At 73.0% G+C, this 22,107-nt stretch carries 25 protein-coding genes; 15 read left to right on the forward strand and 10 right to left on the reverse strand.

The features are described 5' to 3' along the window. Positions 1–22 precede the first annotated feature (22 nt). Both ACH4T9_RS00130 and ACH4T9_RS00135 read right to left on the reverse strand, forming a co-directional pair. Positions 23–322 (reverse strand): hypothetical protein, encoded by a 300-nt coding sequence (locus ACH4T9_RS00130; RefSeq protein ID WP_396669020.1) that lies wholly within the window; start codon positions 320–322, stop codon positions 23–25. After that, positions 319–582 carry a DivIVA domain-containing protein gene (locus ACH4T9_RS00135; protein WP_396669021.1) on the reverse strand — a complete coding sequence of 88 codons (264 nt, stop codon included), beginning with the start codon at positions 580–582 and terminating at the stop codon, positions 319–321. The genes ACH4T9_RS00130 and ACH4T9_RS00135 overlap by 4 nt, the downstream gene beginning before the upstream one ends. A 364-nt stretch (positions 583–946) precedes the next feature. Here ACH4T9_RS00135 and ACH4T9_RS00140 point away from each other — a divergent pair, with 364 nt between their 5' ends. The 3 genes from ACH4T9_RS00140 (at position 947) to ACH4T9_RS00150 (ending at position 3,035) form a co-directional block, all read left to right on the forward strand. After that, positions 947–1,174, forward strand: coding sequence for a winged helix-turn-helix domain-containing protein (locus ACH4T9_RS00140; RefSeq protein WP_387021172.1), 228 nt, complete (start codon positions 947–949; stop codon positions 1,172–1,174). Between the two features lie 119 nt (positions 1,175–1,293). Beyond that, on the forward strand, positions 1,294–2,064 hold the full coding sequence (locus tag ACH4T9_RS00145) for a TIGR03089 family protein (protein ID WP_396669022.1): 771 nt from the start codon (positions 1,294–1,296) through the stop codon (positions 2,062–2,064). A gap of 89 nt (positions 2,065–2,153) precedes the next feature. Further along, a complete protein-coding gene (locus tag ACH4T9_RS00150) occupies positions 2,154–3,035 on the forward strand; it encodes a GNAT family N-acetyltransferase (protein WP_396669023.1) in 882 nt (293 codons plus the stop codon). Positions 3,036–3,138: 103 nt separating this feature from the next. Here the strand turns inward: ACH4T9_RS00150 and ACH4T9_RS00155 are convergent, their stop codons facing one another. Then, a complete protein-coding gene (locus ACH4T9_RS00155) occupies positions 3,139–3,624 on the reverse strand; it encodes a carboxymuconolactone decarboxylase family protein (RefSeq protein WP_396669024.1) in 486 nt (161 codons plus the stop codon). 166 nt (positions 3,625–3,790) lie between these two features. Between ACH4T9_RS00155 and ACH4T9_RS00160 the strand changes: the two genes are divergently transcribed. Next, positions 3,791–4,720: an RNA polymerase sigma-70 factor gene (locus ACH4T9_RS00160; protein WP_396669025.1), complete on the forward strand. Its 930-nt coding sequence runs from the start codon at positions 3,791–3,793 to the stop codon at positions 4,718–4,720. Here the strand turns inward: ACH4T9_RS00160 and ACH4T9_RS00165 are convergent. Beyond that, on the reverse strand, positions 4,657–4,911 hold the full coding sequence (locus tag ACH4T9_RS00165) for a hypothetical protein (RefSeq protein ID WP_396669911.1): 255 nt from the start codon (positions 4,909–4,911) through the stop codon (positions 4,657–4,659). The genes ACH4T9_RS00160 and ACH4T9_RS00165 overlap by 64 nt on opposite strands. Positions 4,912–4,958: 47 nt before the next feature. Here ACH4T9_RS00165 and ACH4T9_RS00170 point away from each other — a divergent pair, with 47 nt between their 5' ends. Continuing rightward, the gene (locus ACH4T9_RS00170) at positions 4,959–5,156 is read left to right on the forward strand and encodes a toxin HicA (RefSeq protein ID WP_396669026.1); all 198 of its coding nucleotides are present in this window, start codon (positions 4,959–4,961) and stop codon (positions 5,154–5,156) included. Positions 5,157–5,203: 47 nt separating this feature from the next. After that, entirely contained in the window at positions 5,204–5,548 is a 345-nt protein-coding gene (locus ACH4T9_RS00175) for a type II toxin-antitoxin system HicB family antitoxin (protein WP_396669858.1), read from the forward strand. 11 nt (positions 5,549–5,559) lie between these two features. Here the strand turns inward: ACH4T9_RS00175 and ACH4T9_RS00180 are convergent, their stop codons facing one another. Further along, a complete protein-coding gene (locus ACH4T9_RS00180; RefSeq protein ID WP_396669027.1) occupies positions 5,560–7,239 on the reverse strand; it encodes a DNA repair helicase XPB in 1,680 nt (559 codons plus the stop codon). 172 nt (positions 7,240–7,411) lie between these two features. Here ACH4T9_RS00180 and ACH4T9_RS00185 point away from each other — a divergent pair, with 172 nt between their 5' ends. Continuing rightward, entirely contained in the window at positions 7,412–8,299 is an 888-nt protein-coding gene (locus ACH4T9_RS00185; RefSeq protein ID WP_396669028.1) for a L,D-transpeptidase family protein, read from the forward strand. A gap of 73 nt (positions 8,300–8,372) precedes the next feature. Next, on the forward strand, positions 8,373–8,615 hold the full coding sequence (locus ACH4T9_RS00190; RefSeq protein WP_396669029.1) for a hypothetical protein: 243 nt from the start codon (positions 8,373–8,375) through the stop codon (positions 8,613–8,615). 37 nt (positions 8,616–8,652) lie between these two features. On the opposite strand, the gene ACH4T9_RS00195 is transcribed toward ACH4T9_RS00190, so the two are convergent. Further along, complete coding sequence (locus tag ACH4T9_RS00195) at positions 8,653–11,112, reverse strand: helicase-associated domain-containing protein (RefSeq protein WP_396669030.1); 2,460 nt, start codon at positions 11,110–11,112, stop codon at positions 8,653–8,655. 84 nt (positions 11,113–11,196) lie between these two features. Here ACH4T9_RS00195 and ACH4T9_RS00200 point away from each other — a divergent pair, with 84 nt between their 5' ends. Both ACH4T9_RS00200 and ACH4T9_RS00205 read left to right on the forward strand, forming a co-directional pair. Then, entirely contained in the window at positions 11,197–11,820 is a 624-nt protein-coding gene (locus ACH4T9_RS00200) for an HAD family hydrolase (RefSeq protein WP_396669031.1), read from the forward strand. Positions 11,821–11,848: 28 nt separating this feature from the next. Then, complete coding sequence (locus ACH4T9_RS00205; RefSeq protein WP_350884174.1) at positions 11,849–12,235, forward strand: cold shock domain-containing protein; 387 nt, start codon at positions 11,849–11,851, stop codon at positions 12,233–12,235. On the opposite strand, the gene ACH4T9_RS00210 is transcribed toward ACH4T9_RS00205, so the two are convergent. Continuing rightward, a complete protein-coding gene (locus tag ACH4T9_RS00210; protein ID WP_396669032.1) occupies positions 12,196–13,104 on the reverse strand; it encodes a 1,4-dihydroxy-6-naphthoate synthase in 909 nt (302 codons plus the stop codon). The two genes, ACH4T9_RS00205 and ACH4T9_RS00210, sit on opposite strands and share 40 nt — an antisense overlap. An 801-nt stretch (positions 13,105–13,905) precedes the next feature. On the opposite strand from ACH4T9_RS00210, the gene ACH4T9_RS00215 reads away from it, so the two are divergent. Next, positions 13,906–14,811 carry a GNAT family N-acetyltransferase gene (locus ACH4T9_RS00215; RefSeq protein WP_396669033.1) on the forward strand — a complete coding sequence of 302 codons (906 nt, stop codon included), beginning with the start codon at positions 13,906–13,908 and terminating at the stop codon, positions 14,809–14,811. A 50-nt stretch (positions 14,812–14,861) separates the two neighbouring features. On the opposite strand, the gene ACH4T9_RS00220 is transcribed toward ACH4T9_RS00215, so the two are convergent. Further along, positions 14,862–15,611: a futalosine hydrolase gene (locus tag ACH4T9_RS00220; RefSeq protein ID WP_396669034.1), complete on the reverse strand. Its 750-nt coding sequence runs from the start codon at positions 15,609–15,611 to the stop codon at positions 14,862–14,864. Beyond that, a complete protein-coding gene (locus ACH4T9_RS00225; protein WP_396669035.1) occupies positions 15,608–17,299 on the reverse strand; it encodes an MFS transporter in 1,692 nt (563 codons plus the stop codon). The genes ACH4T9_RS00220 and ACH4T9_RS00225 overlap by 4 nt, the downstream gene beginning before the upstream one ends. A gap of 106 nt (positions 17,300–17,405) precedes the next feature. Between ACH4T9_RS00225 and ACH4T9_RS00230 the strand changes: the two genes are divergently transcribed. Further along, entirely contained in the window at positions 17,406–18,239 is an 834-nt protein-coding gene (locus ACH4T9_RS00230) for a DUF3027 domain-containing protein (protein ID WP_396669036.1), read from the forward strand. A gap of 10 nt (positions 18,240–18,249) precedes the next feature. Here ACH4T9_RS00230 and ACH4T9_RS00235 read toward each other — a convergent pair whose 3' ends face one another. Further along, positions 18,250–18,528, reverse strand: coding sequence for a DUF2530 domain-containing protein (locus tag ACH4T9_RS00235; RefSeq protein ID WP_396669037.1), 279 nt, complete (start codon positions 18,526–18,528; stop codon positions 18,250–18,252). A gap of 89 nt (positions 18,529–18,617) precedes the next feature. Between ACH4T9_RS00235 and ACH4T9_RS00240 the strand changes: the two genes are divergently transcribed. The 3 genes from ACH4T9_RS00240 (at position 18,618) to ACH4T9_RS00250 (ending at position 22,018) form a co-directional block, all read left to right on the forward strand. After that, entirely contained in the window at positions 18,618–20,096 is a 1,479-nt protein-coding gene (locus ACH4T9_RS00240; protein WP_396669038.1) for an NCS2 family permease, read from the forward strand. A gap of 127 nt (positions 20,097–20,223) precedes the next feature. Next, positions 20,224–20,673, forward strand: a complete 450-nt coding sequence (locus tag ACH4T9_RS00245; RefSeq protein ID WP_350884162.1) for a MarR family transcriptional regulator — start codon at positions 20,224–20,226, stop codon at positions 20,671–20,673. 64 nt (positions 20,674–20,737) lie between these two features. After that, the gene (locus ACH4T9_RS00250; RefSeq protein ID WP_396669039.1) at positions 20,738–22,018 is read left to right on the forward strand and encodes an MFS transporter; all 1,281 of its coding nucleotides are present in this window, start codon (positions 20,738–20,740) and stop codon (positions 22,016–22,018) included. Positions 22,019–22,107 lie beyond the last annotated feature (89 nt).

Consider the following 22,107-nt stretch of genomic DNA (forward strand, 5'->3'; position numbering starts at 1 on the left):
AGGTCGCGGCGGCGCACACCGCTCAGCCGTCCGGCAGCCGGTACCGGGCCGGCCGGACGTTGCGCGCCGGTGACCAGGGCCGGTGGGAGCAGGGCACGGCGTGGTCGGTCGGCAACACGCACCGTGCGCCTCCGGGCAGTAACCGGTCGCAGAAGACCCGATGGCGTATGCCCTGGGCGTCCTCGGCCGAGACGGTCACCTCGCCCAGGTCGACGCGCCGGCTGAGCCGGGCCAGCAGGCGGGTGGCCGTCCGGGCGAAGATCCGCGCCCGGAGCAGGTCGGGCGCGGTGATCGGCAGGTGGATCACCCAGCGATCGCTCATCGGTACCGGTGCTTTCCGGACTGGCCGCTCTGCCACGCGTGCAGCGCCCGCCTGACGCGTACGTTCTCCTGCCGCACCGCGACCACGGCGGCCTGTGCGACGGCCAGTTCGTCGGCGACCTCGTGCAGGAAGGCGCGGATCTCGAACGGATCGAGCCCGTGCCGGCGGATGCTGAACCGCCGCTCGCGGATCTGCGCGGGGCGCAGGGGTTGTCTCGTTCTCTCCTGTCGGCCGGTCAGCCAACGGATCAGGTGGCGCACGGGGGACCGCCCTTCGTCGGGTGCACGTCGAAGTGGAGGGGCGGCCCCCGCCGGTCCGAGTCGGCGGAGGCCGCCCCGCCCGGCCGCCGCAGCCACGAACGGCGGTACGGCGGCAGGGCCGCGCCGGGGGAGTGGCGCGGGGGGTCTTCCGGCGGCGATGCGAGACCGGTACGAGAGGTGCCAACCGACCGCAGCAGCACCGCATCACCGACAGTGACGCTACCGATACCTCTCACCTCTGTCAACGCTTGCCTACCTATCAAATCTCGCTGGCACGCTGCCTGCTGCTTCCCTTCCAGTTGTTGCCGCTCTTTCACCTCGTGCTCGATACTGGGAGCGCCAACCGACTGCAAGGGGCCTCCACGTGCCGATTCCGCCGACCATGAATGAGTTGATCAAGGATCTGCTGAGGCGGATCGAGGTGCGCGAGTTCCAGCCCGGGTCACAGATACCGTCCACCCAAGAACTGGCTGATCACTACGACCTGTCGCTCTCGACGATTCACCGCGCGGTGGCGACGCTGCGGGAGCAGGGTGTGCTGGTCGGCCGCCCGGGTCGCGGTGTCTTCGTCGCGGAGTCCACCCGGCCCTGACCAAGCTGGTGGGACGTCGCCCGCCGCGCTGCCCGGGGTGCCGCGACCGCGCCAGCGGACTCGGTCAGGGCCAAGGCGTTCTTGCTCGCCATGAAATCACCCGAACCGAGGAGTGCCACGTGGAGCGGACCACTGTCCCGGCGGTCACGGCGACCGTTCCGTCCCCGGCCGTGACGGCCGGCGACGTCGGCCGTCCACTGTTCACCTTCCGCGACGACGCCACCGGCGAGCGGGTAGACCTGACCGCATCCGAGTTGGGCGACTGGGCTGCCCGCGCCGCTGCCCTACTGCGCGACGACTGCGGGCTGGGCGTCGGCGACCGGGCGGCCGTGCTGCTGCCGGCGCACTGGCAGACCGCCGCCCTGTTGCTGGGCGCCTGGTCGATCGGTGTGGCCGTGTCGGCCCGGTCCCGGGCGACCGCCGGGCTGCCGGTCCTCGACCAGGGTGCCGACGAGCCGCTGGACGCGGTCTTCGTGTCGTGGGCGCGGCTGGACGACTGGCTGGAGGACGTACCCGAGGGACGGCACCGGTTCGTGCTCGGCCTCGGTCATCCGCGCGCCGAGGTGCCCGAGGGGTGGCGGGACTGGCTCGCCGAGGTGAGCCGGCAGGACACGGCCCCACCGGCGTACGCGGCGGTGCACCCGTCGTTCGCGGCCACCCCAGACGGCACGAGCTATCACGCGTGGGGCGAGATCGCCCGGCACATCGCCGACTCGCTGGGCCTGTGCCCCGGCGATCGGGTGCTGGTCGACGCGCCCGACTACGAGGAGCCGGTGAAGTGGCTGCTCGCGCCGCTGGTCGCGGGCGCGTCCGTGGTGGTCTGCGCCAACCTCGACCCGGCCCGGCGGGACGCCCTGATCGCCGCCGAGGGGATCACCCGGGCGCTCTGAGCGCCGTCGGACCGGCCGGAAACCCTTTGACTCCACCGGGCTCCGCGACGCCTACTTCTCTCGGCGAGCAGGACGAGGAAGGGATCCCGGTGGACCGGACGGATCTGGGCGTGGACGCCCTCACCTGGGCGGATGTCGGTGAGCAGCACCTCGCGGCGCTCACGGAGCTGGCCGGGGAATGCCTGGCCGTCGACGGCGGGCTGCCGCTGTTCGCCCGTCCCCCGTTGCTGCGGGCCCGGCTGTTGCAGACCCGTACCCTCGGTGCCTGGCACGATGGCCGCCTGGTCGCGGCCGTCGGCGTGGGCATGGGCCGGGAGCCGGCCACCAGCACCGGCCTGGTGCATCCGGGCTGGCGCGGGCGGGGTCTGGGCGGTCGGCTGCTGGACTGGGCGGGCGAGCAGGCCGGGGACGCCGAGCTGCTGCTCACCACCGAGTCCTGGAGCCCCGACGCGGACGCCCTGTTCATGGCGCGCGGCTTTAAGCGGACCTTTGTCGAGTGGGTGCTGCGGCACGACCTCGCCGCCCTGCCGGACGTGCCGCCGCCCGACGGGGTGCGCACCGGGCCAGTGGTTCGGGAGGCCGGCCCCGAGCTGTTCGAGACGTACCGGGCGTCCTTCGCCGGCCGGCCCGGATTCCGGGCGCCCGAGGCCGAGGAGTGGCTGGACGAGCTGTGGGACGACGACGGGTACCGGCCGGACCTGTCGCTGATCGCCCGTGGTCCCGACGGCACCGCCGTCGGCTTCCTCAACGTCATCGACAACTGGGTCGACCAGGTGGGCGTGGTCCCCGGCTGGCGGCAGCGGCGGGTCGGGGCGCGCCTGGTGGCCGTCGCGCTGCGGTCGTTGGCCGGTGACGGTGCCGGGGAGGCGTGGCTCTGCGTCAACGACGACAACCCGGCCGCCGTGCTGTACCGGGGGCTCGGGTTCCGCGACGCCGGCCGCCGCGCCCGCTACCTGCGCCGCCGTCCCTGACACAGCCGGGCGGCGGCGGGCAAGCCGTGCCGACCGCCATGTCGGCGATGTGCGGTGTCGGGGTGACCCCGAACCGCCATCTCGCCGACATGGCGGAAGCACGTCAGTCGAACGCGGCGGCGAACATGCCGGGCTGGTAGGAACCGCCCCTCTGGTGCACGATCACGGCCAGCCGGTTGGCGGCGTTGATCAGGGCGACCAGGGAGACCAGCGCGGCGATCTGGTCGTCGTCGTAGTGCTTGCGTGCCTGGGCCCAGGTCTCGTCGGACACGCCCTGGTGGGCGTCGGCGAGCCGGGTGCCCTCTTCGGCGAGCGCCAACGCGGCCTGCTCGGCCTCGGTGAAGACGGTGGACTCGCGCCAGGCGGCGACCAGGTTGAGCCGGACCGAGGTCTCACCGGCGGCTGCGGCCTCCTTGGTGTGCATGTCGATGCACCAGCCGCAGCCGTTGATCTGGCTGGCGCGCAGCGACACCAGCTCCTGCGTGGATTTCGGTAGCGGCGACTGATGGATCACCATGCCGGCGTTGGCGAACCGCTTGGCGAACCTCGTGGCGAGCTCGTTGTCGAACAGGTTGAATCGGGCGTCCATGGTGCCGTCCTTCACTCGTGGGGTCGGTCGGACGAACACGAGATGCCGGCGTTCGGGTTCCTGTGACGGCGGGGGCGGGTGACGACTGCCACAGCCGGAGGTGTCACACGCCGGAGGGGTTCGGCGTCTGATGGGTGACGCAGTCGAGAGCGAACGGGAGTCACCCATGGTGGGCACACCGCAGACCGCAGCCGGCGGAGGCCGGGGCACCGAGCTGCCGGCCCCGGCCACCGAGGCGTTCCTCGCCCACCGGAACCTGCTGTTCACCGTCGCGTACGAGGTGCTCGGCTCGGCCGCCGACGCGGAGGACGTCCTGCAGGAGACGTGGTTGCGGTGGGCGGGCGTCGAACTCGGCACGGTGCGGGATCGGCGTGCCTACCTTGTCCGGATCACCACCCGTCAGGCACTCGCCCGGCTGCGTACGCTCGGCCGCCGCAAGGAGTCCTACGTCGGCCCGTGGCTGCCCGAGCCCCTGCTCACCGCGCCCGACGTGGCCGAGGACGTCGCGTTGGCCGACAGCGTCTCGATGGCGATGCTGCTGGTGCTGGAGACGCTCGCGCCGACCGAACGCGCGGTGTTCGTGCTGCGTGAGGTGTTCGACCTCGGGTACGACGAGATCGCCGAAGCCGTCGACAAGAGCCCGGCCGCGGTCCGGCAGATCGCACACCGGGCACGGGCACACGTCGCGGCGCGCCGGCCACGCCGGGTCGTCTCGGCGGTCGAGACCCGGAACGCGCTCGATGCGTTCCAGCGGGCGGTCGAAACCGGTGACCTGCAGCGCCTGCTCGACATCCTCGCCCCGGATGTCGTCCTTCTCGGCGACGGTGGTGGAGTCAGGCAGGCCGTCCTGCGGCCCATCGTGGGGGCCGACAAGGTCGCCCGCCTGCTGGCCGGCGGGTGGAGCAGGGGCGCGCACCTCTCGTCGCTGCGGCCGGCGCAGGTCAACGGCAACCCGGCGCTGATTGTCCGACTCGCCGGGGAGCTCGACACCGTCCTGGCGGTGCGCGTCGACGACGGCCGCATCACCGGGCTCTACGCCGTACGCAATCCTGAGAAGCTGTCGCACATGGCGCGGGAAATTGTGCTGAGCCGCTGAGTCGGCGACGGCTCGGGAACCGACGACAGCGCGATGTCCTTCCACGGCGCGTCGTACCGCTTGGGGCCGATGAGGCTGAACACGTCGCCCTCCCGGCCGTCCTCGCGTACCAGGGTGGCGGTCAGGCCGAGCCGGCGGCGGACCTGTAGGTCGGCGGTGGACCGGAAGATCGGCGCGGGCAGCAGACGCACCGCGAAGTGTTTGCGACCGTGGTACCGCTGGTAGTACCATCGACCGCGTGCCGTCCATGGGCAAGCTCGTTGCAGCGATGCGGACGAACCAACAGAACATTGCCTACAACGATCTTTACCGGGCATGCGAACACTACTTCGGGAAGCCACGACAAGCCGGCAGCTCTCATGCGGTGTTCAAGACGCCCTGGGCTGGCGACCCACGCGTGAATATCCAGAACGACAAAGGCAAGGCGAAGGCGTAGCAGGTCCGGCAAGTGCTCAAGGCGATCGACAAGAAGGAGGTCATGTGATGCAGCCCGATCCTCGTCCCGAAATCACCCACTACACCTACCGCGTCACCTGGTCCGCCGAGGATTGCGAATTCGTCGCCACCTGTGCCGAGTTTCCCTCTCTCTCCTGGCTGGCTCCCTCCCAGATCGAGGCTCTGCAAGGGCTTGAGGATCTGCTGCGTGAGGTGATCGAGGACATGCAGGAGCAGGGCGAGCAGGTGCCGCAGCCGTTCGCCGAGCGCAGTTACTCGGGCAAGTTCAACCTGCGCGTCGGCGAGAGCCTGCACCGTGAGCTCGCCACGCAGGCCGCTGAGGACGGCATGAGCCTCAACCAGTACGTCCTGCGGAGGCTCCGCGCCGCCTGACGGGTGTCCGGTCAGTCGACCGTCGGGAGTTTTGGGCCGAGGACGTCGTCGGCGTCGATGATCGTGTACGCGTATCCCTGCTCCGCCAGGAAGCGCTGCCGGTGGGCCGCGTACTCGGTGTCGATGGTGTCCCGGGAGACGACCGTGTAGAAGTGCGCCTGCCGGCGGTCGGCCTTCGGCCGGAGCACCCGGCCCAGCCGCTGCGCCTCCTCCTGCCGCGACCCGAACGTCCCGGAGACCTGGATGGCCACCGCCGCCTCGGGCAGGTCGATGGAGAAGTTGCCGACCTTCGAGATGACCAGGGTGCGGACCTCTCCGGACCGGAACGCGTCGAACAGCCGCTCCCGCTCCTTGTTGGTCGTCGACCCCTGGATGATCGGGGCGTCCAGGTACTCGCCGAGCTGGTGCAGTTGGTCGATGTACCCGCCGATCACCAGCACCTGGTCGCCCGCGTGCCGGTCGACCAGCGCCTTCACCACGGGCAGCTTGGTGCGGGCGGTCGCCGCCATCCGGTAGCGCTCCTCGGCCTCCGCCGTCGCGTACGACATCCGCTCCGCGTCGGTCAGCGTCACCCGTACCTCGGTGCACTCGGCCGGGGCGATCCAGCCCTGCGACTCGATGTCCTTCCACGGCGCGTCGTACCGCTTGGGGCCGATCAGGCTGAACACGTCACCCTCCCGGCCGTCCTCGCGTACCAGGGTGGCGGTCAGGCCGAGCCTGCGGCGGGCCTGGAGGTCGGCGGTGAACCGGAAGATCGGCGCGGGCAGCAGGTGCACCTCGTCGTAGACGACCAGGCCCCAGTCGCGGGCGGAGAACAGGTCCAGGTGGGTGAACGCGCCGCCGCGCCGCGAGGTGAGCACCTGGTACGTGGCGATGGTGACCGGGCGGATCTCCTTGCGCTCGCCCGAGTACTCGCCGATCTCCTCCTCGGTCAGCGAGGTGCGGGCGATCAGCTCCCGCTTCCACTGTCGGCCGGCGACGGTGTTGGTCACCAGGATCAGGGTGGTCGCCTTCGCCTCGGCCATCGCGGCGGCGCCCACGAGCGTCTTGCCCGCGCCGCAGGGCAGCACCACGACGCCCGACCCGCCGGCCCAGAACGCCTCCACGGCCTCCCGCTGGTACGACCGCAGCGTCCACGGCTTCCCGCCGTCCTTGCCGGCCTCGGCCAGATCGATCTGGTGGGCCTCGCCGTCGACGTACCCGGCCAGGTCCTCCGCCGGCCAGCCGAGCTTCAGCAGCGCCTGCTTGAGCCGGCCCCGCTCGGACGGGTGCACCGCGATCGTGTCGTCGTCGAGCTTCGCGCCGAGCATTCCGGCGAGCTTCTTGCTCTTGGCGACCTCGATCAGCACCATCCGGTCCAGCGCCCGCAGCACCAGCCCGTGCGCCGGGTCGTTGGCGAGTTGCAGCCGGCCGTACCGGTCCATCGTCTCGGCCACGTCGACCAGCAGCCCGTGCGGCACCGGGTAGCGGGAGTACTTGATCAGTGAGTCCACCACGCCCTCGGCGTCGTGGCCGGCGGCCCGCGCGTTCCACAGCCCCAGCGGGGTCAGCCGGTACGTGTGCACGTGCTCGGGGGAGCGCTCCAGCTCGGCGAACGGCGCGATCGTCATCCGACAGGCCTGGGCGTCGGGGTGGTCGATCTCCAGCAGCAGGGTCTTGTCCGACTGAACGATCAGTGGTCCACCGCTCACGCCAGCGTCCTTTCCTTGCCTGGTCGCCGGCCGCCTCGCGGGTGTCCGGGTGACCCCGGGCCGACCAACCAGTCTTGCACGGAAGCGGATGAGGGCAGAAAATCGGACACGGGGTGCAACCATTCCCGTACGTCCGGCGTCTAGCAGAGGGACGACCACCCTGGGAGGCCTCATGAGAAAGGTTCCACTCACCGCCAGGGTCGTCGCCTTGGCCGTGGTCACGCTGGTCGGCGTCGGTTCGTGCACGCCCGATCGGCAGGCCGACCCGGGTGGCCGTGGAGGAGGGCTCGCCCAGGCCGGCGCAGCCGAGCAGGGAACGGGGGCGGGCGGTTCGTCCGGCCCCGACCAGCGGACCCGGCCGAACCCCACCCCGACGAAGGCGAAGCCGAAACCCAGGCCCAAGCCGACGCCGACCCGGACGGCGGCCCCCGAGCGGGCCGCGCCGACCGCGCCGGCTCGGGCCGCCGGCTGTCCGCAGGGCGAGCACCAGCGCGAGGTGGAGACGTACCTGGCGAAGCTGGGCGGGTTCGGGCGGGTGACTGTTGACGGCCGCCAGTCCGCCGCCGACTGCGCCGCGATCAAGAAGTTCCAGCAGCGGTACGACATCCGCCCGGCCGCCGGCCGCGCCGGCCCCACCACGTACGACGTGTCGAAGCGGCTGGCCACCACCGACACCCGCCGGTGCAAGGCCGGGTCGTCCGGCACCACCTTCTGCATCGACCTCACCCGGCAGACCACCTGGGCGGTGCGCGGCGGGAAGGTCGTCTGGGGCCCGACGGTGACCCGGACCGGTATGCCGGGGTACGCCACCCCCGCCGGCACGTACAAGATCAATTACCGGAACATCAAGGAGTGGTCCGACCCGTACGAGGTGTGGCTGCCGTACTGGCAGCATTTCACCCAGGGGATGGGCTACCACCAGACCACCACCTACCTGCACGAGAAGTCGATCGGCTCGCACGGCTGCGTGAACCTGCTCCCCGTTGACGCCCGTCGGGCGTGGGAGCTGGGCAAGGTCGGCAGCCGGGTGGTCCTCTTCGGCCGTCGACCCGGCACCTGACCGGCCGGCCGGCGATCCGCCCGGCCCGCGATCGCCCCGGCACCCGACCAGCCCCGGCTCCGAGGAGGCGGCGATGAGCGTCGACCACGAGGCGGCAGCAGCCGAGGACGAGCCCGTGCCCGGCATCGCGGCGGTCACCACGGCCACCGTGGTCGGCTACGGGCTCGCCGCCGCCGTCCTCGTCGCCTGGTTCCTGTACGGCTGGCTGGTCCAGCAGCAGGGCTTCGTCGCCTCGGTCGGCGAGTCCGCCGGGGCGGGGTTCGCCCTGCTGCTGGCAGTCTCCGTGGTGGGCACCGTGCGGCGCAGCCGCCGCTGACCGGGGACGGGGCCCCGGCCGGGCGCCGGCACGCCGGTCAGCTCTCCAGGACCGCCGCGGTGATCCGGTGCAGCGCGAAGGTGTGCAGCATCTCCGTCCGCTCGTCCTCGGCACGCAGGTAGCCCGCCCCGATCGACACCGGCCGGAGCAGCCGGGACGCGGTCGCCCCGTGCGTGTCGACGTACCCCACCCAGACCAGCGCCTTGTCCCGGACCGCCTGCTGGAGCACGGCGAGCGCGTCGCTGTGGCCGTGCGCCGGTGCCGGGCCCGAGCCGGCCGTACTGCCACGCACCACCGCCGGGGCCCGCCGGGCCGCCCGCGCCGCCGCCTCGCCCCGGCGGATCTGCTCCACCACCCCGAGCAGCCGCGGCATGGCCAGCTTCGGGGACGCCAGCGGGTCGAGCGTCCGACCGACCGGCGCCCGTCCGGGGGCCCGCCGGGTCTTCGGCCGGGCCAGCACCGCCGCGCCGGAGGCGTCCTCCGGCACCGGGGCGTACCCGGCGTCGCGCAACGCCATCAGCATCCGGTTGACCTGGTACGGGGTGGACAGCACCGTCGGGGCCAGCCGGCGGAACGCCAGCGACTCCAGCCGCCGGTCGGCCAGCACCTCGGCGAGCAGTGCCTCGTCGTCGCTGCGCACGTACCCGCCGGCGGAGCCGACCCGCAGCCCGCCGTGCTTGCGGGCCACGTCGTCCACGAGGTAGGTCAGCCCCTGCGGGATCGGGGTGCGGGAGCGGCGACGGAACAGGGCGTGCAGGTCGTCGGCCGAGTACCCGGCGTCCAGGGCCCGGCGCACGCTCGCCGGGGTCACCCGGTGCACGCTCGCCCCGCCCGCCGACTCGTGCTCGGCCACCACCTCCAGCTCCCCGGCCAGCGCCGGGTCGGGCGGGCCGGGCACCACCACGGTCAGGTCGGCCTGCACCAGGAAGTGGTCGACCGGGGAGGGGAGCAGGGCGTCCAACGCCCGCACGGCGGTGGACGCGGCCCCGCTCTCGGCGTCCGTGTGCAGCCCGAGCGGGTCGTCCGACCCCCGCTCGTCGGCGTCGGTCAGGTCGGCCAGCAGCAGCCGCCCGTACGAGGTGAGCGCCCCCAGCCCGGTCACCCCGAGCCGTGCGGCCTCCGCCAGCACCTCCCGGTACGCGGCCTCCCGGCCCCGGCTGCGTCGGGGCGCCCGCCAGTCGAGCAGCCCCAGCACCTCCTCCGGCGTCGGGGCGGTGGCCGGCTCCAGGTCGGCCAGCACCGACAGCACGGCCCGGCGGGCGGCGGGCGCACCGGCCCGTTCCGCCTCGGCCGACAACACGGAGATCGGCCGGTCCCGGTCGTCCCGCTGCCCGGCCAGGCCGGCCTGTCGGGTCATCACCAGCCACGCCCGGGCCAACTGCACCCAGCGCCGGGCCAGCGACATGGCCCGCCACACCTCGTACCCGCCGGTGGGCATGACCTGCTGGTCCGCGCCGTACCGGGCGGTGGCGGCACCGGTCAGCTCCAGCTCGCCGGCCAGCCCGGCCGCGTACGCCACCTCCAGCAGCAGGGCGGCGGTCGGGTCGTCCACGCCGAGGGTCTTGGCCAGCCGGCGCAGGTCACGCACCCCGACCCCGCCCGAGCGCAGCACCGGCGCCGGCTCGGCGGACAGCAGTTCCAGCAGCGCCTCGGTGTTCCGTACCACCTCCATGGTCTGCCCGGCCCCGGCCGAGTCGACGGCCTTCGCCTCGCGCGGCGCGGCGGCCACCGGCGGCGGGCTGGTGCGCAGCGGGCCGAGCGGGCCGCTGTCCCGGCGCAGCAGCAGGCCGACCTCGCGGGGCAGCTCCACGGTGCCGGCGGAGACCAGCACCAGCAGCCGGTTGTCCACCAGCCAGCGCACCGGCGAGCCGGTCGGCGCGCCGCCGTTCGTCGGGTCCGGTGGGACGCTGTCCTCGGCACCGAGCGGCGGGGCCTGGAGCGCGCCCGGGGGCACGCTGCCCACCGGCGGCCCGGCGGCGAGCCGGTCCAGGATCGCCCGGGCCGACGGCGGCGCGGCCAGCAGCGTGCGGCGCAGCTTCGCCGGGTCCGCGCAGAGGGCGGCCGCGTGCGGGTCCAGCTCCGCCGCAGGCCGGCCCAGCCCCGCCGGGTACGGCGAGACCTCGTCCACGCCGCCCACCACGCGTAGCGCGTGCTCCGGGCCGTACAGCAGGAAGAGCGCGCGCAGCTTGTTCACCGCGCCGCGGATGGTGGCGGGGGCCGGCGCGCGGGGGCCGGCGGTGGCCATGGCCAGGACCGCCTCCATGGCGGTGGTGCCGTCGTCCGGGTCCCGGGTGAGCCGGGCAGCGTCGAGGATCTGGAGGGTGAACTGGTCCAGCCCGTCCAGGGCCCGGGCCACCGAGACCCGTGACTGGGCCCGGATCGCGAGCGCGGACACGTCGGCCGGCACGGGCACGACGAGGTCCGGCCGCAACTGGAGCAGGGCGGCCAGGGACTCGTCGGGCAGCGTCCGCAGGTGGTCGGCGAGTGAGGTGGTCATCGTCGTTCCACGCTAGCCCGCTTCGGGGCCCGCGCGCCCCCCGGACGTCCGGCTCGGCCGGTGATGGGCGGGTACGTTCTCGGAATGCCCTCGCTGACGGTCGGTTTCGACCTCGACATGACCCTGGTCGACTCGCGTCCCGGCATCGCCGCGGCGTTCCGGGCGCTCACCGCGCGCACCGGCGTAGCCGTGGACGCCGACGCGGCGGTGTCCCGGCTCGGCCCACCGCTGCGTGTGGAGATCGCCCACTGGTTCCCGCCCGAGCGGGTCGAGTCGGCCGTCGAGGCGTACCGGGAGCTCTACCCGGCGTACGCGATCACCCCGACCCTGCCGATGCCCGGCGCGATGGCGGCCATCGAGGCCGTGCACGCCCACGGCGGCCGGGCGCTGGTGGTCACCGCCAAGATCGGCCGGCTGGCCCGGCTGCACCTGGACCACCTGGGGTTGGCCGTGGACGAGTTGGCCGGTGACCTGTTCGCCGAGGAGAAGGCGACGGCGTTGCGCGAGCACGGCGCGACCCTGTACGTCGGCGACCACGTGGCCGACATGGTGGCCGCAGGGGCAGCCGGGGTCCCGGGGATCGGGGTGGCCACCGGCCCCTGTTCGGCCGAGGAGCTGCGTTCCGCCGGGGCCCACCTCGTGCTGGACGATCTCACCGGATTCCCAGCGGCGCTCGACCACATGATCCGGCTAGCCTTGAAGCAGTAGACGTCTCAAGCGAAGCAGGGGTTCTCAGGTGCCGACGGGTCGAGTGAAGTGGTATGACGCGGCCAAGGGTTACGGGTTCGTCACCAGCGACGAGGGCGGCGACGTGTTCCTGCCCAAGGGCGCGCTACCGGCGGGCGTCACCGACCTCACGGGTGGTCAACGGGTCGACTTCAGCGTGGTGGACAGCCGCCGGGGCGCCCAGGCGATGGGGGTCAAGCTGCTCGACGCCCCACCGTCGATGGCGGAGCTGCGCCGCCGGCCGGCGGAGGAGCTGCACGGCCTCGTCGAGGACATGATCAAGGTGCTGGAGGCGAAGGTCCAGCCGGACCTGCGGCGGGGCCGCTTCCCGGACCGGAAGTCCGCGCAGAAGATCGCTCAGCTCGTCCACGCGGTGGCGCGCGAGCTCGAGGTCTGAGGGCCAGAGGTCGGAGGTACGAGCCCGGCGTCGGTGGCCCGGCCCAGCAGCGCCTCCACGGCGGCGAACCCCGCGTCCCCCAGGTCCGCGGTGAACTCGTTGACGTAGAGGGCGATGTGCCGGTCCACCACGTCGGGCTCCATCTCCTGGGCGTGCGCGAGCACGTACTCCCGGCTGACCTCCGGGTCGGCCCACGCCTGGCGGACCGACTCGCGGATCCACCCGGCCGCCTCGACCGGGTCGACCGCGCCCTTGCGCGCCAGGATCGCGCCGAGCGGGATCGGCAGCCCGGTGTCGCCCTCCCACCACTCGCCGAGGTCGACCAGGGCGGTCAGCCCGTGCCGGGGGTACGTGAACCGCGCCTCGTGGATCACCAGCCCGGCGTCGTACCGCCCGGCCGCCACCCCCGGCATGATCTCGTGGAACGGGACGACCTCGATGCGCGCGGGCGGCCGGTCGGCCGACCAGAGCCGGAACAGCAGGTACGCCGTGGTCCGGTCCCCGGGCACCGCGACCGTCGCGCCGGTCAGGTCGCTACGGCCCGCCCGCCCGACCTGCCCGACCGGGTCGTCCTGGTCCCCGGTGTCTTCCTGGTCGTCCTGGTCCCCCCGGGTCAGCACCAGCGGGCCGCAGCCCCGGCCGAGCGCGCCGCCGCAGGGCAGCAGGTGGTAGTCGTCCAGCAGCCAAGGCAGCGCCGCGTAACTCACCTTCACCAGGTCGAACGCCCTCCGCTCGGCGGCGGTGTTGGTCACGTCCACGTCGGCGTACGTCACCTCGACCGGCGGAGCGCCCGGCACCCGGCCGTGCACCAGGGCGTCGAAGACGAACGTGTCGTTGGGGCAGGGCGAGATCGCCAGGGAGAGCGCCACGCCCCCACCGTATCCCCGCCCCTCCCGCCGCGCCCCGGCCAGCCCCACCCGCTGTGACCCGCCCCTGCCCGCTGTAACCAGCTCTGCCCGCTGCGCACAGCCCCGCCCGGGCGTGGGCGTGGGCGGTGAGGGTGTGGGCGGTGAGGGTGTGGGTGCCGAGCGGTGCTGGGGTGGGTGTGGGCGCCGGCGGTGCGGGGGTGGATGTGGGCGTCGAGCGGTGGGTGGCGCGTCGGCCGGTGGTGGGCGCGACGCGTCAGCTGCGTCCGGGCGCGGCGCACGGGCTTCGGGGTTGCCTTCCGCCGCCTTTGGAGCTGCCCGCATGAACGGGGCAATCCGGAGTTCGCTGATCTCTCGGCCGAGAAACAACCGGGGGGCTCTCCTCCGCCCTTCCTCGGCCGCCCTTCCTCGGCCGCCCTTCCTCGGCCGTCGGCCGTCCGACTTCCGCCCAGTCTGCCGTCGCTCCGCCGTTCTGCCGTTCTGCCGTTCCCCGTTCTGCCGTTCTGCGTCAGTCCGCCGTTCTGCGCCGGTTCGCCGCTCTTGTCGGTCCGCCGTTCTGTGCCGGTCGGCCGTTCTTGTCGGTCCGCCGTTCTGCGCCGGTCCGCCGCTTTGTGCAGGACGGGGCGTAACGGTATGGGGGACATGGCGGTCGGCCGGTGTCGACCAGTGGGCGCATGAACGGGGCAGCTCCAAAGGGGCCGGATGGAGACCCATCTTCCACCGCCGAGGGCTGTTGTCCACAGGTCTGTCCACAGGTTTCGGTTGGATGTTGATGGTTCGCCAGCCGCCGCCGACCATCGATGCGTGGAGAATTCAACAGGTACCGGCGGGCGGGACTGCAAGCCGACCGAGATCGACGATCAGGCGGTCGACGTCGCGGCCGTGCTTCGGGCCCTGCGCCGACAGGCCGACCTGAGCCAGCGGGAGCTGTCGGCCAGGGCCGGCGTGCCGAAGAGCACGGTTGCCCGGATCGAGTCGGGGGACGCGGCCGATCCGAGGCTACGTACCGTGGAGCGTCTGGTGCGGGCGGCGGGAGGCCGGCTGCTGGTCGGACGGCCCGGCGACGGGCCCGGGGACCGGCCGCCCGAGGTGCTGGCGGTGCCGGGGGTGCCGCACGACGGGATGCGGGACGAGGCGGGGCGGCGGTACCCGGCGCACCTGGACGTCTGGGAGGTGCACGACCCAAAGGACTGGCCCGGCGCCTGGTGGGCGGAGTGGTACAAGCTGCCCCCGGAGCGGTTCCCGCGACCGGTGCCGGCTGCGACGTACGAGCTGAGTCGCCGCTACCGGGACCAGCGCCGGTGGGCCGACCGGGTCCGCCGCGAAGTGGCGGTGCGCCGGGTCACCGACGAGGGCCTGCCCTCGACGTGCTGGCGGTTCGTGGCGGAGCTGCCCGACGGCCGGGTGCTCGGCGAGCTGCGGGCCCACGAGCGCAGCCCTCGCCTGCTGTACGGCGACCTGATCGATGCCGGGGAGCGGGAGATCGTGCTGGACGGCGTCCTGGTGACCGGGGCGTGTCGCCGGCTCGGCATCGGGCGGCGGCTGGTGGAGGCGCTCACCGTGGAGATGGACCGAACGGGGCTCCGCGTGGCGCACGCCGTCGCCGACTTCGGTGGCGTCGATCTGCTGCTGGCCTGCGGGTACCGGTTGGAGGCAAGCCGGCCCTACGCGCTTCGCCTCGACCGCTCACCGCCCCGGTGGGCGTGCTGACGGCCCGGCCCTGGTTCAGGCCAGTGCGGTGGTGGCCGCCCGGCCCTGGTTCAGACCAGTGCGGCGGTGGCCGCGGTGAGGGCGGCGAACGCCTCGCGCAGCCGCCAGGAGGCCCGGTCGCGCGGGCCGATCGGGTTGGAAACGGTACGCAGTTCGGCGAACGGCAGGCCGGCCTGGGCGGCGGCGACCGCCACCCCGTACCCCTCCATGGCCTCGGCCACCGCGTCCGGATGTCGGTCGGCCAGGGCCTCTGTGCCGGCGGAGGTGCCGGTCACCGTGCTGACGGTGAGCACCGCGCCCACGGTCGCCCACGGCAGGGCGGCGCGCAGCGCGGCGAGCAGTTCCGGGTCGGCGGGCACGACGCTGCCGCCGCCGAGCAGCTCGGACGGCATGCCCAGCTCGTCCACCGGGATGAAGCCCTCCGGTGACTCGGCGCCGAGGTCCGCCGCGATGCTGCGGGTGGCGAGTACCGTGCCGCCGACCGCCACCCGGCCGACGAAGCCGCCGGCGATCCCCGCGCTGATCACGGCCCGGTACGGGCGGCCGGCGGCCTCGGCGAGCGCGAGCAGCCGGGCGGTGGCGGCCCCGGCGACGGCCGGTCCCACCCCGACCGGCACGACGGTGACTGCGGGGCCTGGCGGCGGCGGCCCTGCCCCTGCCCCCGAGCCCGCCCTCGACGAGCCTGGGCGGCTCGGAGTGTGGGCCGGGAGGCCGGCGCGGACCGCCTCGGCCTCGGCCGGCACCGCGGTCACCACGAGCAGCCCTCCGGAGGTGGTCCGCGCGGCGATGAGGCCGGTCACGACACCGGGTCCCGGGGCTCGCGGCGGCTCTCGTCGTCGGCCCCGCCCGGGCCGCCGGAGCCGGAGGCGGCGGAGGAGGGCCGGTAGATGTGGTACCCGGGCGGGGCGAGGGCCGGGTCGTCGGCCGGACCGGCGTCGGGGCCCCGGACCCGGTCGGGCGCGGACCGGTCGGGCGCGGACCGGTCGGGTGAGGGCGGGCCGGGTGGGGCCGGGGCGGGTGAGATCGGGGCGACGTCCGCCGCCGTGTCGGCGGCGTCCGGCGGGGCTGTGGTCGCCTCCTCGGTCAGCTCGTCGTCGCCGAGCGGGCGGCCGATCAGCCGTTCGTCGCGGAGCTTCCCGGCGATGTACACGCCCCGGGCGGCGGCGAGCACACCGACCCCGGCGGCGACGGCGATGCCGAGCCGTCCGTCGAGCGGGACCAGGCCGAGGGCGCCGCCGGCCACGAAGGCCAGCATCAGCGCCGTCTCGGAGTGGGCGAACGAGCTGGCCCGCAGCCGCTCCGGGATGCGTTCCTGGATGGAGGCGTCGACCGACAGTTTCGCCACCCCGCTGGCCAGCGCGGCGACCAGGCAGAGCAGTGCCACCATCGGCAGCGAGAACTGGATGGTGGCCAGGACGGCCGTGCCGGCCACGATGATCATGCTGCTGGACTGGATCGCGGTGGGCCGGTGAATGCGCAGCCGGGTGCCGATCGCCGTGGCCAGGAAGGTGCCCACGGCCAGCGCCCCGCCGACCAGGCCGAGCGCCATCTCCGGGCTCAGGCCCCGGCCGAAGAAGTCGGTCGTCAGGTCGCCCTTCTTCAGCGCGAACGCGAGGAAGAGCAGCAGGAAGCCGTACACCGCGCGGGGCAGGGCCGCACCGACCAGGGTGGCGATGACGAGCCGGCCGGCCGGTCGACCGCGCCCCAGCGGACGGTCCCCGGCGGCCCGCCGGCCGAGCGACCGCAGCGGGCGGGGGACCCGCTCGGGTGGCTCCGAGTCCGCCCGGGGCGGCAGCCGCAGCGCGATCACCATGCCGACCAGGAAGATCACCGAGGCGACCCGGAGCGACCACTGCGGGCCGAACCAGAACGCGGCCAGCCCGATCGGGGCGACCAGCCCGCCGGCGATGGTGCCGTAGACGCTGGCCCGCGCGCCCACCTGGGACAGCCCGAGCCCCTCCGGCAGCAGCCGGGGTACCGCCGCAGAGCGGGCCACCCCGTACGCCCGGGAGAGCGCGAGCACCCCGAAGGCCGCCGGGTAGAGGCCGAAGCCGCCCATGTGATCGGAGATCATCCAGGCGAGGAAGGCCCGGCCGAGCATGGTGGCGGCGAGCGCGTACCGCCGGCCGTGCCGGAAGTGGTCCAGCAGCGGGCCGACCACCGGCGCGAGCATGGCGAACGGCACCATCGTGACCAGCAGGTACAGCGCCACCTTGCTGCGCGCCTCGCCGAGCGGCACCTCGAAGAAGATCGTGCCGGCGAGCCCGATCGCGATCAGGGTGTCCCCCGCACAGGAGACCGCGTGCAGGTCGAACAGGCGCACCATGCCGACCTCGCCGCCGGCGCCCCTGGCCCGGGCCGAGCCGGCCCGGCGGGTCATCCAGCGCCCGCCGCGCGCGGATCCGCGCAGCAGCAGGCGGACGGCGCGGATGCCGGTGCCGACGGTCCGCCCGAGTAGGGACCGCTCGGAGCGGGAGAACAACGGCATGTGCACCATCCTCGCCCATCCGACCCACCCCCGCGCGACCACCATCGGAGAACACGCTCCGGGGAGTGCCTGTCGGTCGTCGCCGCGCATGGGGGACAATGGTTGAGTGACCAGGCCCGCCTCCGCCCGTGCCGCCCGCCTCGACCAGGTCTGCGCCGCCGCCGTCGAGGTGGCCCGCGACGCAATCACCGAGGTGGAGCCCTCCGACGTCGTCGGTGACCACCTCCAGTCCGTTGCCGAGGCCGACCGGCTCGTCACCCACTACTTCGAGTGCCTGCTGTCCGGTTATCGGGGTTGGCGGTGGGCGGTAACGGTGACCCGGGTGCCGCGCAGCCGGAACGTCACCATCTGCGAAACGGTTCTGCTGCCCGGCCCGGACGCGTTGCTCGCCCCCGGCTGGCTGCCCTGGCAGGAGCGGCTCAAGCCGGGCGACCTCGGCCCCGGCGACCTGCTGCCCACCTCGCCGGACGACGAGCGGCTCGCCCCCGGTTACGTGCTCTCCGACGACCCCGCCGTCGAGGAGACCGCCTGGGAGCTCGGCTTCGGCCGGCCCCGGGTGCTCTCCCGGGAGGGCCGCGCCGAGACCGCCCAGCGCTGGTACGAGGGCGACCATGGGCCCGCCGCGTCGATCTCCACGGCCGCCCCGGCGGCGGCCCGTTGCGGCACCTGCGGCTTCTACCTGCCGCTGGCCGGCTCGCTGCGGCAGTCCTTCGGTGCGTGCGGCAACTTCTACGCTCCCGACGACGGCCGGGTGGTCAGCGCCGACCACGGCTGCGGCGCGCACTCGGAGACCCTTATCGAGACCCCCGACACCCCGGTCGACGAACTGCCCACCGTGTACGACGACAGCGCGGTCGAGGCGATGTCGGTGAGCGAGCCGGTGTCGGTGAGCTGGGCCCCGGGCTCGGTGGCGGAGCCGGCCGAGCCGTACGGCCCCTGACCGGGCGGCGTCAGCGGCCGGCGTCGTCCGGCCGGACGGTCTGAGCTGCGGCGCGGCGGCGACGCCGGTTGGCGTCGTGGCGCATCATCACCGCCAGACCGGGAAAGCCCCAGAGGAATCCGGCCAGGCACGTCCAGAGCCAGTCCTGACGGCCATGCTCGGTGAGCCAGGTCCGGAAGAAGATCAGCAGCACCAGACCGACCACCGCCCAGACCGCCAGCCCGGCGACCGCGAACGGCACCATCGGCGGGTCGAGCGGCTCGGGCCGCGGCGGTTGCTCCTGTCGCACGGGGGCAAGCGTACGCGACCAACTTTTGCAGGTGGCCGGTGATCTGCGACGATGCGCGCGACAGACGGAAGATCACCTGCGAGGACCAGATGGCCATTGCGCCGCCGTACAAGAGCAATGCACCCGATCCAGCCCACCCCCGTAACGGTTTCGACCGATTTTTTGAGATCACCGCCCGCGGCTCGACGCTGAGCCGCGAGGTCCGAGGTGGTCTGGCGACCTTCTTCACGATGGCCTACATCGTGGTGCTCAACCCGCTGATCCTCGGCGGCGCCGTCGACGGCGACGGCAAGAAGCTGTCCATCCCCGCGCTGGCCGCCGCGACGGCGCTGGTCGCCGGCCTGATGACCATCCTGATGGGGGTCGTCGGCCGGTTCCCGATGGCGCTGGCCGCCGGCCTGGGCGTGAACGCGCTGGTCGCGTACGAGATCGCCCCACAGATGACCTGGGCCGACGCGATGGGCCTGGTGGTGATCGAGGGTGTGCTCATCGCGATCCTGGTGCTCACCGGCCTGCGTACCGCGGTGTTCCGCTCGGTTCCCACCCAGCTCAAGACCGCGATCGGCGTCGGTATCGGCCTCTTCCTGACCATCATCGGTCTGGTCGACGCCGGCTTCGTCCGCCGCGTCCCGGACGCGTCGAACACGACCGTCCCGGTCGGGCTCGGCATCAACGGCAAGATCGTCAGCTGGCCGCTGTTGGTCTTCGTGGTGGGCCTGCTGATCACGATCGTGCTGGTGGTCCGCCGGGTCCGGGGCGCGATCCTGATCGGCATCCTCGCCTCGACCGTGATGGCGATCATCGTGGAGGCCGTGGCCAACGTCGGCCCGTCCTTCGTCAACGGCAAGCCCAACCCGCACGGCTGGGCGCTGAACGTGCCGGAGCTGCCGAAGAAGATTGTGGACGTCCCTGACCTGTCGCTGCTGGGCAACTTCAACGTGCTGGACTCCTGGAGCCGGGTCGGCTGGCTGATCCCGCTGATGTTCGTCTTCACGCTGCTGATCACGGACTTCTTCGACACGATGGGCACCATGGTCGCGATCGGCCAGGAGGGCAGCATGCTCGACGAGCGGGGCACCCCGCCGCGGGCCAAGGAGATCCTGCTGGTCGACTCGATCGCGGCGGCGGCGGGTGGCGCGGCGAGCGTCTCCAGCAACACGTCGTACGTCGAGAGCGCCGCCGGTGTCGCGGAGGGCGCGCGGACCGGCGTGGCAAACCTGGTCACCGGCGTGCTGTTCCTGCTCGCGATGTTCCTCGCGCCGCTGTCCCTGGTGGTGCCGTTCGAGGCGGCGTCCACGGCGCTGGTGGTGGTCGGCTTCCTGATGATGACCGCGGTGCGGACCATCGACTGGACCGACTACGAGATCGCCATCCCGGCGTTCCTCACCATCGCCCTGATGCCGTTCACGTACTCGATCTCCAACGGCATCGGCGCCGGCGTCATCTCCTTCGTGGTGGTCAAGCTGGCGAAGGGGAAGTTCCGGGAGGTTCACCCCCTGTTGTACGGGGTGGCCGTGCTCTTCGTGCTGTACTTCCTGCGCGGGCCGATCGAGTCCGTCGTGCTCTGACCACCCACCGTGGCCGGCCGGGCCGGGGTGCCCTATTCGGGTACCCCGGCCTTTCGGTCATGAACTCCCTGGTGAGGATGGTCATATCGCATGTCGTCAGCCAGTTTCATTAGCTAGGCTAACTATCGTGACGGAGCGGACGGTGACGGCAAAGCGCGTGCCACCGGCGCAACTGGCCCCCCAGTTGCGTGATGCGATTACCCGGCTCAACCGGCGGGTCCGACAGGCCCGCCCGGTGGGCGACCTGACGGTCACCCAGCTCTCCGCGCTCACCAGCCTCAGGCTGGCGGGCGCGCTGACGCCCAGGGAACTGGCCGACGTCGAGCGGGTGCAACCGCCGACGATGACCAAGATCGTCGCGAAGTTGGAGGAGCGCGGCCTCGTGCTGCGTACCCCCCATCCGACCGACCGCCGGCAGGTCATCCTCTCGGCGAGCGAGGGGGGGCAGGCCGTGCTCGACCAGTTCGAGCGGGTCCGCGACGAGTGGCTGGCCCACCGGCTGGCCGAGCTCACCGAGTCCGACCGGGAGACATTGCAGAGGGCGTCCGAGATCCTCCAGCAGCTCGCCCGCGCCTGACCGCGCCACCGCGCCCGCGCCGTCCGCCGTCGATGACGCGTACGACCGAGGAGGCGCATACAGGGTGCAGGCGAAGCTGAGCACGATGTTCCAGTCATTGCAGGTCCGCAACTACCGGCTCTTCGCGTCCGGGCAGCTGATCAAGATGATCGGCGTCTGGATGATGTTCATAGCCCAGGACTGGCTCGTCCTCGAGCTCTCGGGCGACTCCGCCACCGCGCTCGGCTTCGTCACCGCGCTCCAGTTCGCCCCGGTGCTGCTGCTCACCCTGATCTCCGGGCGGCTCGCCGACCGGTACGACAAGCGCCTGCTGCTGTTCGTCGCGAACGTGTTCTGGACGGTGCTGGCGTTCGGGATGAGCCTGCTGGTGTTCACCGGCCTGGTAGAACTCTGGCACGTCTTCGTCTTCGCGGCCCTGCTCGGCGTCGCGAACGCGGTGGAGACCCCGGTGCGGCAGGCGTTCGTCTCCGAGCTGGTCGGCACATCCCTGCTGCCCAACGCGCTGTCGCTCAACGCCGCCGTGTTCAACTCGGCCCGGATCGTCGGCCCGGCCGTGGCCGGCCTGGCCATCGCCGTCGTCGACGTCGGCCCGGTGTTCCTGTTCACCGCGGTCAGCTCGCTGGCCCCGCTGGCCAACGTGGTCCGGATGCGTCCCGCCGAGCTGTACCGCGAGGCCCTGCCGCCGGTCGGCGAGCGGAACTCCGCCCGGGTGGTCGACGGGCTGCGGTACGTCGCCCGTCGTCCCGACCTGCTGCTGCCGATGGCGGTGATGTCGGTGATCGGGATGAGCCTGTTCAACTTCCAGCTCACCCTGGCCGCCCTGGCCAAGACCGTGTTCAACACCGGCGCCGCCTCGTTCGGCCTGTTCAGCACGGCCCTGGCCGTCGGCGCGCTGGGCGGGGCGCTGGCCGGCACCGGGCGGCGCAGCCGCCCGTCGGTCTGGGTGGTGCTGGGCGCGGCGATCGGCTGTGCCGTCTTCGGCACCCTGGTCGGGGTCGTGCCGGCGTACTGGATGGTGGTGACGCTGCTGCTGCCCGCCGGGTTCTTCATGGTGTTCTTCGCCCAGGCCGCCAACCAGCGGGTGCAGCTCGGCACCGACGCCGCGTTCCGGGGTCGGGTCATGGCGCTGTGGGTGCTGGTCTTCCTCGGCACCAATCCGGTCGGCGCACCGCTGATCGGCTGGGTCGCCGAGACCTTCGGCGCCGGGGCGAGCATCTGGATCGGTGGGTTGATCTCACTGGCCACCGCGCTGATCGCGCTCGCCTGGCAGCTGCGCCGCTCGGGTGCCCGCCTGCGCCTGCGGATTCTCCCGATGCCCCGTTTCTACGTCGTCTCCCCGGAGTGATCGGAAGGTCCCCTGTCGGACACCCCTCCCCGGCGAGCAGGACCTCCGCCCGCGAGTGGGAGGGGAATTGATGAACCTGGATGTCAAGA

Origin of the sequence: Micromonospora sp. NPDC020750, from assembly GCF_044334565.1 — a bacterium.
GTDB lineage: Bacteria > Actinomycetota > Actinomycetes > Mycobacteriales > Micromonosporaceae > Micromonospora.